This window comes from Dietzia sp. SLG310A2-38A2 (genome assembly GCF_014145095.1).
In the GTDB taxonomy this organism is placed as follows: Bacteria; Actinomycetota; Actinomycetes; order Mycobacteriales; family Mycobacteriaceae; genus Dietzia.
The window spans coordinates 1-12,219 of sequence record NZ_JAALDX010000227.1; the positions used below are offsets into that span (position 1 = coordinate 1).

Here is a 12,219-nt window from a genome sequence, read left to right on the forward strand (position 1 = left end):
GCCGAGCAGGCTGCCGGTGAGCGCGACGGGGCGGTCGCTGCGCGCGAGAAGGCGCTCGGCGAGCTGGAGGGATTGCGGTCCGAGGTCGAGCAGCTGCGCGGCCAGCTCGCCACAGCGCTCACCGACGCCAGCGTCGCACGCGCCCAGGCTGAGGAGTCAGACCGCGCCCGGGTCCGGGCGGAGGCGACGTCAGACACGCTGCGAGAGGTGTTGGACTCACTTCGCGAGACCACCCGCAGCGCGGGCGAGCCAGGTCGGTCGTAGCTGACCAAGCACAGCGCGTGGAGGCACTGATTGTCTTTGAGTGCCAGCCGCCTGGCCGGAGGTCGGTCGTAGGAGGCCCGGCCCGAGTCGCGCCCAACTGGGTGCGCACCGAGAAGACGACGGTGAAGAGGGAATGCCGATGTAGGACCCCGATCACCGCGTTGCTGGCTACCGCTGTCGCACACGTCGGAAGTCGGGACGTTCTTCGCCCCTGTGCGACTAGTTGGCGTCCGCGTAGGCCGTCATCTCGTCAGCAGGAATGCGCCCGCGGTAGGAGCGGTAGGTCCATGCTGGGTTGTCATTGTGTGGGAGGACGGCGCAGCCGGATGCAGTGGGCCGCTCGCGAGTCTCGGGGGCGGTGCTCGCACGTAAGGTCGGCCTATGAGTGAACGGTTGCGCCCGGATGACGTGCTGCTGCTCTACTTCGCCGAGTCCTACACGACTGATCGGCAGGACTTTCCGATCTACTGGTCCCGCTCGTACGGAGCAGACGATCCGCAGGCGGCGCTGGCATCACTGACCAAGCGCGGTTACCTCCGAATCGGCGATCTTCCAGAAACGCTCGAGGCGCAGCCTGGCAGCGCGCTGAAGGCGGTCCTGAAGGAGCAGGGACAGAAAACGACCGGCCGAAAAGCGGACCTCGTAGCTCGAGCGCTGGACGCCATACCGTCCCAAGTCCTGAAAGCTGCTTTCCCTCAGTCCTGGTACGTGCTCACCGCAGCTGGGCAGAAGGTGCTCGACGACAACCCGCACATCCCGTACGTCCACAAGACCACGCACCTGGACTCGGTCGACATCTACTCGCTGGACCGTATGGTCCACGCCGAATCAAGCACGCAATGGCGAAACATCGTGTGGCGCCACCTGAATGAACAGGTCGTGCTCAATGCCCGCCGTTCAGACTGGGGTCTTCTCCGCAATACGAGGCATCTGATGGCTGAGTTTCTCGCCGAGGAGGGCCGCTGGGCAGAAGCGATCGAGATACTCGCGGAAGTCATCTACTACGACCTCGCAGTCCCGGGAAACGGCTTCGATGTAGACGTCATCCCGATCCTCGCGAGCAGAATATCTCCGTACGACACCACGAGCCTGAGGGTTCCCCCGGGACTCCTGTCCAAGCTGTTCGCCTGGCGTAAGAAGACGGGCCTCGACGACGATGGTCTACGCGAGCTGATGCTGACGAAGCTCCAGGACACTCACTCCCCCCTGCCGGTCTTTACGCGAGCAGAGGTCGTGCAGATCGTGTTCTGGGAACGTGACAAGGCCACCGAGGCACTGGCCGACCTCTACGAAGCAGCGGACAAGCGCTTCCGAGCCGCCTACGAGCAGTCCCCGAATCTGGAATCAGACAGGACCGCCCGCGAACTGCGATAGCGCGCCCAGGCTGCAAGAACAGCGGATCTAGATCTCCAAGCAGTCGTCCGCTGACACATCCAGCGACTGCCGCGAACGAAGAGATGGGCCCCGCCGTCGGCGGGACCCATCTTGTGTGGGTGTGAGTCTATGGGTTCTAGAACAGTGGTGGTGTGTCGAGGGGTGCGGTGTTGCCGCGGGCGCGGGCGTAGGCCTCAGGGTTCCAACCACCGGCGAGGGCCTCGCGCACGGCTATGGACCGGGCGTAGCGGTTGATGTGTTGGTCGGGGCTGCGGATCGTGCCGGTGCGACCGCATGCCACGGCATAGCGCAGGTTCGCGGTTTGGGTGGAGGCGATCACGTGGCGGGAATCGACGCGCACGCACAGGGGTTCGTTGCAGCGGTGTTCGGCCACGACTCGGTCGCCGAGCTGGCCGGCGAGCAGGAGCGCGAATCGGTGCCCGGATTCGGTTCGGCTGATCCCACCTGATCGCCACGTCAAGCGGGTATATCCGTCGACACCCGAGATCGCTGAGATGAGGAACCAGCACCCATCGCCGGGCGCTTTGACGACGCGGGACCAGAACGCGTCGATGGCCGCCTGGGTCGGAGGCAGGCTCGAGCTGTAGGGACGCGACCGCCGCGTCGCAGCCGCGGGAGTTGGCACCGGACTCAGGTCCAGGCCCGGCAGAGGAATGTCCACGCCCGCGAGACTGGTGCGCGGGTCAGTGTGACTCGGCACCGTTGTGGCCCGAAGTCTCGGCCGGCGCGTGCTCGCCCGCGGTCTCCGGCGTCTCGTCGCCGGAGTCACTTCGGTTCTTCGCGGCGCGGATTGCTGCGCCAACCTCGCGGGCCGGCAGCCCGGTCATCTCGGCCAGGTCCGCCTGCGCTACGCCGAGGTCCTTCAACTCGATCAGCGCGTCTCCCAATGCGGCCTCGGCATCGGCTCGGGCGTCGATGGCGGAGAACACCGCCACAAGCTTGGACTCGCGCTTGCGAGCTCGCTCTAGCTCGTCGGCCATGGCTTGACGGGCGCGGGCCCGCGCGGTCTGGGAACGCGAATCAGTCTTCGTAGCAGCCATGGACCAAACCCTAGAGCCCGCCTACGACACCCGCAATGACTACCTCTCCCCCACCAAGGCGCCCAGTGCCGGCACAGCAGCGCCGACCCGCGCGCCACCCCAAAGGCCTCGCTACCGCTCGCCTAAACAGCCGTACACAGTAGGCACTACTAGTGTCGTTCGGATCCTCGCTGGTCACGCCCCCGCGAGCGCGGCGGCGTAGACGACGCCAGCCGGCGTGCCTAGTCTGGGCCTGTGATGAGTCTGCGAGCGGTTCACGCGGGAACTGGATACCAGTACCTGCTGCGCTCGGTCGCCACTCACGATGCCGACCCGCAGGGAAAGAGCCTGGCGGACTACTACGCCGCCAAGGGCACCCCGCCAGGTCGTTGGGTCGGCAGTGGACTGACAGGCCTGGCTTCCGAGAACGCAGTGGACGGCGCCGTGGTCACCGAGCCGCAGATGGCCGCCCTGTACGGCGAAGGTCTGCACCCGGACACCGACGACATGATGCGCGCCGGCACCAGCCTCGCCGCCTGCAAACTCGGGCGCTCTTTCCCCCTGTACGCCGCCGGAGTTCCCGTGCTTGACGCCCTGGCGGCTGCTGAGAAGGGTTTCCTTGCAGACGAGGGACGGCGCCCGACTACGGACGAGAAGAGCCAGATCGCTGAGAGCGTAGGGCGTCCCTACTACACAGCTGAGTTTGGCTACGAACACGCCTCGGGCCGCGATGTCATCGCCTGGGTCAACCGCGAACGCGACAAGGTTCGACAGGCCGTCGCCGGGTTCGACTTCACTTTCTCCCCGGTGAAAAGTGTCAGCGTCCTATGGGCGCTATCTGATGAGTCCACCGCCTCGAAGGTGGCCGCACTGCACCACGAGGCCGTCGCCGAGACACTGCGGTGGGCCGAGAACAATGCGGTGTACACCCGGACAGGAACGGGCGGTATCGAGCAGGTCAAGACCGGTGGAATCATCGCCAGCGAGTTCACCCACTTCGACACTCGCGGCGGGGACCCGGACCTGCACTCGCATGTGCTGATCGCCAACAAGGTGCAAGGCCCGGATGGGCGGTGGCGCACGCTGGACTCTCGCGCCATTCATCAAATGCACCAGGCTATCTCTGCTCGGTACGACTCGATCCTCCACGACCTGCTGTCCCGCCGGATGGGGTTGGACTTTGTAGCCCACTACCCGCACGCAGACAAGGCCCCGATCTGGGAAGTCAAAGGCATCGATCGCCGTCTGATTGATGCCTTCTCCTCCCGACGCACGCTTGCTCGGCCGGTGTATGACCGGCTCGTTGCCCAGTACGCCCGAACCAATGGGCGGCAGCCATCACAACGCGCCGCCTACGCCCTGTGGCAGAAGGCAATCTTGGACACCCGCGACGCCAAGAAGCCGGCGCAGTCGCTCGGCGAGCACCGGGCAACTTGGCGAGAGGCCGCCGAGCAACATGTGGGACCAGCGGCCGTGGACGGGATGATCAATGCCATCGTGGCGCCCGGTAAGCAGGACCCAGAGCGGCCTCTGTTCTCGGCCGACGATCACGCCCGCGAGGTCGCGGTTCGCGCGGTGGGCATGGTGACTTCGCGGCGAGCCCAGTTCCGCCAGTCCCATGTCGACACCGCAGTCTCCACCGTGCTCAAGGGCTACCGGTTTGAGTCCCCGGACGCCTTGGAACAAGCGCACCGTCAGGTGATGGGCGAGGCGCGGAATGGGCTCATGGTGGCCCTGACCCCGCCCGAGCCGCTCGTGCTTCCCGACGTCTTGACTGGCGAGGCGGGAGCTGGGATTGATCGCCATGCCAATTCCCAAAGGTTTACCACCAGTGCTGTCCTCGAGGCCGAAACCCTGACGCTGGCTGCTGCCCAGAGACCGGTCGCGCTCTTTGCCACCGACGCCGCGGTCGATAAAGCACTAGCTCGCCACGAGGCCGAGAACGGGTGGTCGCTCAACGCCGGACAGTCAGCACTGGCACGGCACCTGCTCAACTCGGGGACCCTCGTCGCCGCGGGCGTAGGCCCGGCCGGCACAGGAAAGACAGCGAGCATGACGTTGGTCGCCAGCACCTGGCAGGACACCGGCCGCAATGTCATCGGCCTCGCGCCGTCAGCCGCAGCGGCATCGATCCTCTCAGACGAAATCGGGGCGACCTCTCACACCATCGACTCCCTCACCTTCACCTGGCGCGGCCTGAATCCCGCACACCCTGTCCCGAAGACTCTGGCGGCGCTGCCTGTGCAGATCCGGCCCGGGGACATGCTGCTCGTGGACGAAGCAGGCATGGCCAGCACAGAGAACCTCGCCGCACTCACCGAGATCGCCCAAGAAGCAGGCGCCATTGTCCGACTCATCGGTGACCCCAAACAGCTCGCCGCAGTCGAGTCCGGAGGACTGTTCGCCGACCTAGCCAACACCCCAGGAACAGTAGAGCTGCGCGAAGTCATGCGCATGGGAGCCGACACCGAACAGGCCGAAGCCACCCTCGAGCTCCGCGAAGGCAACACCGACGCGCTGCACCTCTATTCCCAGCGCGGATGGGTTCACGGGGGCCTCCGAGAGCAGATGCTCACCGACGCCGTGCAGGCGTTTATCGCCGACACCAAGGCCGGGCGCAAGAGCCTGGTCATCGCCTCCCGCAACGCCGACGTCGACACCCTCAATGAGGTCATCCGCTCGAGCCGAATCGCCGACGGCCTAGTGGACGACACCCGCACCACTCGCGTGGCCCGCGGGGACACAGTCGGAGTCGGCGACACCGTCATCGCACGCCTGAACAAGAAGCTGTTCACCGAGGACAGCACGTACCTGGGCCGAGTGGTCAACGGGCAACTGTTCACCGTCACCGGCATCACAGGCGACGGCGCCCTGGCGGTCCGCGACTTGGGCACCGGCCAGGACCTCCTCATCCCCGCCGACTACGCGGCCGCGAACATGCACCTCGGTTACGCGACCACGATCCACCGCGCCCAAGGCGCCACCGTGGACACCACCCACGCCGTCGTTGACTCGTCGGTGGACCGGGCCGGTCTCTACGTTGCGATGACCCGCGGAAAGCATGAGAACCGCGCCTACGCCGTGTGCGAACCTGCCCTCGACCTCACCGCCGAAGACGCCCACATGCACTCCGCCGGCGACCGCGCCGCGCCCACCGCCATCGAGGTGCTCGCAACCATCCTGGCCCGAGACACCCACCAGGCATCCGCCACCCGCACCCTGCGCGAGGAGCTCGACCAGGCCACCTCACCCGAGCGGCTGGAAACGCTGTACCGCCACGGCGTCGACCTCGCCGCCGAGGCGTTCACCGCCGCGACCCTGCCCACCTACATCGACGCCCTGCCACGCGCCTACGGACACCAGATCGAGGCCCACCCGGAGCAACACGACACGATCACGTGGGCGTGGACCGCCGCCGCCAAGGCCGGCATCGACCCCCGCGAACACTGGACCCAGGCCACCACAGACCTCGACACCGCCGACTCCCCCGGTGCCGTCATCGCCCACCGGCTACGTCACGTGATGACAGAGGAGACGTCCAGGGGTGAACTGCCCACCCCTCCCCCAGTCACCACCACCTCCGACCCAGAACTGGCCGACTGGCTGGCAACAACCCACCGCGACCTCGCCGAAGCGCCAGCCGAGCAAGCCGACGACGCGGCCGACTCCTTCGCGGCCTCCTACCTCGCGCACCGGGCCGCAGACAGAGCAAACGGCCCGGCCGTCGGGACGACGACCGGACCGTCTGTGGACTGGGGTCCGGCTACGGGGCCGGATTCGTCAGCTGACCTCTGGTGACCCTGCCGGTTGGCCTCGAGCAGGCGTTAGAACTGTGGCCCGGGGTCGGGCTGTCGGCTCTGGTGTGAGCTTGGCGTGAAGTCGGTTGGGCCTGGGCTGCTAGCTGGGTCCTGGCGGCCTCGATGGGTCAGATATGACCCGATGAACGAGCTGACCGCAGTAGCTGCCTCCTTAGCGGCGCTGGGGCGCGAGGTGGTTCTGGGTGCAGCATTGGGCGACCATGCCGGCGGGGTGAGCGTGCCGGTAGAAATCTGGACGCCTATCGGAGTGACCATGTCGAGGCGTTCGTCGAGTGAAGTGCCGGTTAGGCGATCGAGTGTGGACTCAATCGCCTTGAGTCCGCGGGGTCCGATCAGCTCGGGCGGATCGAGTGAGATGGAGTCGATTGGTACAGCAATCGTCATCTGGTCACGCTCAGACTCCACGCTGATGACGCCCTGGAACAGGGCGTTGCTCTCGACATTCCTGATGCGGATCTCATCGGGGCGGAAGTGCGCATCTGTGATGGCCATGACGATCTCGGGGGCCGCCGACCAGTGTTCCAATGCGGTGATGACGGCCGCGGCCGGTCGGGTATCGAGCAGGGTGTGGAGCTGGTCGCGCCCGAGGTGCTTGGTCGTGTCGAGCCGTGAGTCTCGGAAGTGAATCTTCCAGGGGTTCTCGGCTGGGGACGGCGGTACGACAGTCAACGGCGAGTTCGCTGCCGCCAACACCTCGGCCAGGTATGCGTGCAGCTCGTCGGTGCTGGAGGCGCTTGCGGTCATGCTTCCTCGACCTCCGGAGATGCATCGACAGTTGGGGTATTGGTGTGGGGGGCAAGGGTCTGCTGCGCGGAACTCTCGGACTGCATGATCAGTTCGGCCGGCGCGGTCGTCCCAGCTCCTGTGCTGACCAGCCCATCTACGACCGACGGGGAAACGCCTGTAGCGGTCAGCTCATCCGACAGTTGATCAGGGCTCAGCCCGACCCGGCGGTCGCCGGCTAGCGCGGCGCTGTCGGCTGCTGATAGATCGGGAGTGTCGGTGAGTGCGGCGTCGAGTACACCGACCAGGTCGGTGTCGGAGACTTCGAGTGTCACCGCGGCGATCAAGGCGAGAGTGAGGAAATCGGGGTCAGGTCCGCCCTGTCGACGGGCACGATCCACTGCCTCATCTCGGTCGCGTTCGGCCTGCGCACGGTCGACTTCGGCTCGTCTGCGGGCCTCGTCGGCAGCTTCGACCATTCTCCGCCGCTCTAGTTCGCCAGCGATCATCTCTCGTCGGGCCTGGGCGACCTCCCCGGACACCCCTGCATCGGCGCGAGCGGTCTCAACTATCAGAGATCCCACCGAGTGCTGGCGGACGGAGTGTTCTCCGATCGAGCGTGTCCGTGTCGGGTACGGACTAACCGACGCGCCCACGCGGGCGTGGCGGATCAGATTGGCAACCACGGGGTCGCTGGGATGAGGGCTCATGATGCGCCTCCTTCGACTGGATCAGATTTGAGTGGTCTTCCTGGTTGATGGCTGGTGTCGCAGGCGAGCATCGGGGAACGTTCCCCCGTCAGCAGGGTCATGTGGTGGTCCCCGATGGTGCGAAGAAACAGCTCGTCACATGTGGCCGGGTCTTTGCGGGCGAGCGCCTCGTAGGCAAGCCACATCGAGCGGATACGAAACCGCACTGAGCCGTGAGCCCACCACCGTGAGCACCACTTCTGGCTCATCCCTCCCGACTCGTAGGCCAGACGGAGGTAGTCGTCGAAGAACGCGAATTCGTCGGTGAACCGCAGAGACGGCGGTACACCCAACTCGGTCTCCGCGAACTGCTCCACCTCTCGCTCGATGGTGCGAGCGAGGTGATCCGACAGGCGCGGTGTCGCCAGCACGTCCTGTACTGCTGCGGGCAGCGCGGTCTTAGCGACCTCACTGATGGTGGCGCTGAACGCCTTGACGATCGGCTCGTCGAATAAGTGGCTCACGCCGCCGTCTCCTTGTTCTTCGGCGCCGGGGGCAGGTCCTGGTGATCCCAGCGCACCATTCGGGCCAGAATCGGCCGGCGGCCGGTGGCCAGGACGATCATTCGTCCAAAGGGCAGTGCCGCTAGCTCTGCGGCATTGAGGGTCTGCCTCTCGACGGTCTGCGTAGACACGGACCTACCGCGATCGCCGCCGCCGTGGGAGACCGAACGCTGTTGTTCGGTGTGGGTGCCAATGAGGTGGGCCAACTCATCGAGGAAGCGGTAGTCCTTGTGACCGGGGCCGATGACCACGATCGACGCGGCCGACCACAGTTTCTTCATGCCCTGCTCCCCCCAGACCTCGACGCCCTGGGCATAGGACTGGAGCACGGTGTCGCAGATGATGCCGCGAGAGCCGAACGTGGAGTAGTAGTCGGGTAGGCGGGGCCAGCGCACGATGTTGGCGATCTCGTCCAGCGCCGCGGTCACTGGGACCGGCAGACGCGAGCCAGGGCAGGTGTCGGCGCGGTCGACCAGGGCCTTGAACACGGCCACGGTCAAGATCGACGTCACCGGCCGACCGATCGGGTTCTCCTCATCGGAGACCAGATACAGGGTGTCGGCGGTGGAGCCTGCGAAGGCGACCGGGTCGAATCGCTCCGCCCCGGCCTGCGGGGTCAACCACCGCACGATCTGGCGTCGTCCCAGGCAGGAGATCATGTTCTTGGCCGCCGAGAAGACGTTGGAGCGGGTGCGGGGCTCGGCGCGGTACTTGCTGGCAAGGTCTGCGGCCTGCGGCCCCCACTGACTGCCCGAGAGGATCTCGACCGGGGTGGAGTCCTCCAGGTTGGACACCCAGCCGTAGACGTCGGTGATGGGCCGTCCCTCCATCGCTGCCGCCAGGAACAGCGAGGCGAGCAGGTCGACAGCCTGGCTGTAGAAGTAGGCGTTCGGGTCACTGCCGGCCTCCCCGCGGGCGGTGGCGGCGTTGAAGATCTCGGCGAGCTCCTCGGCGTTGCCGTCCCACCACTGATCGCGGCGCACGAAGTCCAGGGGATCGAAGTACCACCTCGAGGTGTCCAGACCGACGGCCTTGTCCTGCGGGTCGAGCACCCAGACGCGGCCGACCTGCTGCCGAAACGGCATGGTTGCCTCGATGACATCGCGCTTGCATGAGGTGGAGATGCAGATGCCCGGTGCTCGCCGGATCATCGGGATGATCCGGCTGGAGGTCTTACCCTGCCTGGGACCCCACAGATCCAGGTGCAGGTCCTCCCAGCCTCCCCAGAGGTCTTGCCCAGTGGAGACCTCCTTGCCGATGTACACCCCGGGGACGCTGGTGGCCTCGCCCCGGCTGCGGTTGGCGCGAGTCACGCTCTTGGTCGACAGTGATTTCACGTCCGCGCGGCCGGCCAGGTGCTGGCTCACGTCGTCCACGCGAGTCTTGCGGGCCTGCCGGCGCCCCAGTGCACCTGCGACGCCGCCCAGCAGGGCGCCGGCGATGAGCACCAGGGCGACCGCGACGATGGTGGCGCCGGTGGTCCACTCGATCTGTCCTTGCGCCAGGTCGATCACCGCGACTACCGGGTTGCCGGGGACGTCCTGGCCGCTGGCCGTGAGCTTCTCCCCGAGTGTGACGCACGCCCACACGCCGAGCACCGCGGCCGCGATGAGACCCATGGTGGCCAGTGCGATTGTCGGTCCGGGTTCGCGCGTCTGCGACTTTCTTGCGACGTCTTTGCCTGCCATGACTGCTCCTTAATGTGGTGTTCGCGCTGGTCTAGTCGCCGACGGATCTGTACTGGTAGCCGCAGACTTTCCAGTGGTCGCCGGCGAGCTCCAGCTCGACGGTCACGGTGATCTGCTCGAGTGGGGTGGTCGCTCCGTCGGTGTGCAGCACCTTCTGCTGGACCTGCACCACCCGCTGCGCGGTGACAGCGTCGCCTGCGACCGGGTCCTGCTCGCTGGCCAGGCTGGCAGCTCCGATCACGCGGTCACCGGACCTGGCCCAGGCCGGCCACTGCCGGGGCGTGGGATCGGGATCGGGACGAGTCGCCGCTGCGGTGGCCATCGGTCCGGTCAGCTGGTCGGCGATCGCGTGCATCGCATCCCACGGGGACTGCTGCTGAGCCGGGGTCCACGTGTGGACCCCGGACATCACCGCGACTGCCACCTCGTCTGCCGTGGTGATCGGGTCGATGTGCACGTGTGCGTCGGTGCCGGGTTCGTCCTCGCGGCCCAGCGTGATCGCTACCGCCACGGCAGCCACCGCTACGGCGATCACTAGTGCCGCTAGTAGGACTAGCTTCATTCTGCTCATCGCTTGATCCCTCATCTCGTTCATGCGTTCGCGAACCGCTCGGCCTCTTGAGGCACGATGACCACGTACTTCTGAGTCTCGGCGTAGGGCGGAACCCCTCCGTACTGCTGCACCGCTCCCGGGCCAGCGTTGTACCCGGCCAGCATCAGTGCCTGCGGATCCCCGCTGAGTTGGCCGGAGGCGATGCCCTCTCGCTGGCCCTCGGCGATCTCGCACAGGTAGCGGGCGGCGGCCATCGTTGCATCGGCCGGATCGGACGGGGATCCCGAGCCGGGCGGTCCGGCCACCTGACCGTTGTCGTCGACCTTCGCGCCCTTGGACGCCCACGTGCCAGGCATGAACTGCCCGTAGCCCTGGGCGCCGGCCGGTGACACCGCGGTGGCCTGAAACCCCACCGACTCGTGGTAGAGCAACCCGGCCAATAGCGGCGAATCGACCTCGCGGCACACCTGGCCGCCCAGGTCGATCCACCTGCGCAGCTCCTCGGGAATCTCACCGGTGTTCAGGCTCCGGTGCCCAAAGTCCGGGGCGCAGTCCTCGCCGCCTGCGGCGCCGCTGGTCTCCGAGGAGTCGTCAGCTCCGTCGGTGGGGGCCGATCCGTAGCGCTGGTCGTCCGTCGGCTTCCCGCCGCCGACGACGGTGACGTGGACGTGGTCGAAGTGGTTCTCGGTCGGGGTGCCCCGGTCCGGCATCTGGTTGGGCTGGCCTTCGGCGGGGATGTACATCTGCCGCCAGATCATGTACTCGAGATGGAAGAACTCGCGATGCGTGAGCAGGTAGTTCTTGATGCGATTTCCCAGCTCACGGCCCTCGCCCGATTCGTAGTCCGGGATCATGATGTCCACCGCCCGCCCCGAGGGGTGGTCCGGGTAGGCATCGACCGGGCGCCAACCACCGATGGTCTGCACTGACGGGAATCGCTGTGCGACGGCCCGGGCGACGCGGATCGAGTCGACCTGCAGGTTCTCCTTGGACTGGATCTTGTCCGAATCGGGCAGCTCCCCGCCAGACGGCGGAGCTGGCCGCTTCGGCGAGGACGGGGCCGGGGTCCTGCTGCTGTCCTGGTCGTCTGGTTCGCTCCCGCCGGAGCCCGGGTTGACTGCCCTGTCGAGCCATGGCTGCGGGTCGGTTTCGGTTCCCCCCGCCAGCCTTCCGCCCTCCCACACCTCAAAGTGCAGGTGCGCGCCGGTGGACTGGCCGTTGTTGCCCACTTTGCCGATGTGCTGTCCTGCGGTGACGGTGTCGCCCACTTGCACTGCGACCCCGTCGTCCCACATGTGCCCGTAGACGGTCGAGTAGGGCTTGCCGTCGATCGTGTGGTCGATGATGATCCAGTTCCCGAACCCGGAGGCGGGGCCGGCGGCTGTCACCACTCCCCCAGCCATCGCGTACATCGGGGTGCCATCGGGGGCGGCCAGGTCGATGCCCCGGTGATCGGGCCGGTCCGCGCTCTTATACGTCGAGGACACGACGTAGTCGCCCTCGGCGA

11 protein-coding genes and 1 pseudogene are annotated in these 12,219 nt (G+C 66.7%); 4 read left to right on the forward strand and 8 right to left on the reverse strand.

Annotation, left to right across the window (positions count from 1 at the left end):
• A pseudogene (locus G6027_RS08540) lies at positions 1 to 264 on the forward strand (hypothetical protein); the annotation flags it as partial.
• Positions 265 to 645: 381 nt separating this feature from the next.
• A complete protein-coding gene (locus G6027_RS08545) occupies positions 646 to 1,638 on the forward strand; it encodes a hypothetical protein (RefSeq protein WP_182636799.1) in 993 nt (330 codons plus the stop codon).
• A gap of 136 nt (positions 1,639 to 1,774) precedes the next feature.
• Here G6027_RS08545 and G6027_RS18750 read toward each other — a convergent pair whose 3' ends face one another.
• Complete coding sequence (locus G6027_RS18750) at positions 1,775 to 1,978, reverse strand: hypothetical protein (RefSeq protein ID WP_241726952.1); 204 nt, start codon at positions 1,976 to 1,978, stop codon at positions 1,775 to 1,777.
• Here G6027_RS18750 and G6027_RS19325 point away from each other — a divergent pair, their 5' ends adjacent.
• Complete coding sequence (locus G6027_RS19325) at positions 1,979 to 2,107, forward strand: hypothetical protein (protein WP_277612322.1); 129 nt, start codon at positions 1,979 to 1,981, stop codon at positions 2,105 to 2,107.
• A gap of 235 nt (positions 2,108 to 2,342) precedes the next feature.
• Here the strand turns inward: G6027_RS19325 and G6027_RS08555 are convergent, their stop codons facing one another.
• Positions 2,343 to 2,699 carry a hypothetical protein gene (locus G6027_RS08555; protein WP_241726954.1) on the reverse strand — a complete coding sequence of 119 codons (357 nt, stop codon included), beginning with the start codon at positions 2,697 to 2,699 and terminating at the stop codon, positions 2,343 to 2,345.
• 237 nt (positions 2,700 to 2,936) lie between these two features.
• Here G6027_RS08555 and mobF point away from each other — a divergent pair, with 237 nt between their 5' ends.
• Positions 2,937 to 6,476, forward strand: coding sequence for a MobF family relaxase (mobF, locus tag G6027_RS08560; RefSeq protein ID WP_182636810.1), 3,540 nt, complete (start codon positions 2,937 to 2,939; stop codon positions 6,474 to 6,476).
• A 26-nt stretch (positions 6,477 to 6,502) separates the two neighbouring features.
• Here mobF and G6027_RS08565 read toward each other — a convergent pair whose 3' ends face one another.
• The 6 genes from G6027_RS08565 to G6027_RS08590 form a co-directional block, all read right to left on the reverse strand.
• Positions 6,503 to 7,240 carry a hypothetical protein gene (locus tag G6027_RS08565; RefSeq protein ID WP_182636800.1) on the reverse strand — a complete coding sequence of 246 codons (738 nt, stop codon included), beginning with the start codon at positions 7,238 to 7,240 and terminating at the stop codon, positions 6,503 to 6,505.
• Entirely contained in the window at positions 7,237 to 7,929 is a 693-nt protein-coding gene (locus G6027_RS08570; protein ID WP_182636801.1) for a hypothetical protein, read from the reverse strand. The genes G6027_RS08565 and G6027_RS08570 overlap by 4 nt, the downstream gene beginning before the upstream one ends.
• Entirely contained in the window at positions 7,926 to 8,432 is a 507-nt protein-coding gene (locus G6027_RS18755; RefSeq protein ID WP_182636802.1) for a DUF4913 domain-containing protein, read from the reverse strand. The genes G6027_RS08570 and G6027_RS18755 overlap by 4 nt, the downstream gene beginning before the upstream one ends.
• On the reverse strand, positions 8,429 to 10,159 hold the full coding sequence (locus G6027_RS08580) for a TraM recognition domain-containing protein (RefSeq protein ID WP_182636803.1): 1,731 nt from the start codon (positions 10,157 to 10,159) through the stop codon (positions 8,429 to 8,431). Before G6027_RS08580 ends, G6027_RS18755 begins: the two co-directional genes overlap by 4 nt.
• Positions 10,160 to 10,190: 31 nt before the next feature.
• Positions 10,191 to 10,730 (reverse strand): hypothetical protein, encoded by a 540-nt coding sequence (locus G6027_RS08585; RefSeq protein ID WP_241726955.1) that lies wholly within the window; start codon positions 10,728 to 10,730, stop codon positions 10,191 to 10,193.
• A gap of 20 nt (positions 10,731 to 10,750) precedes the next feature.
• Positions 10,751 to 12,219: peptidoglycan DD-metalloendopeptidase family protein (locus G6027_RS08590; RefSeq protein ID WP_182636805.1), on the reverse strand; the 1,469-nt coding region annotated here is incomplete at its 5' end.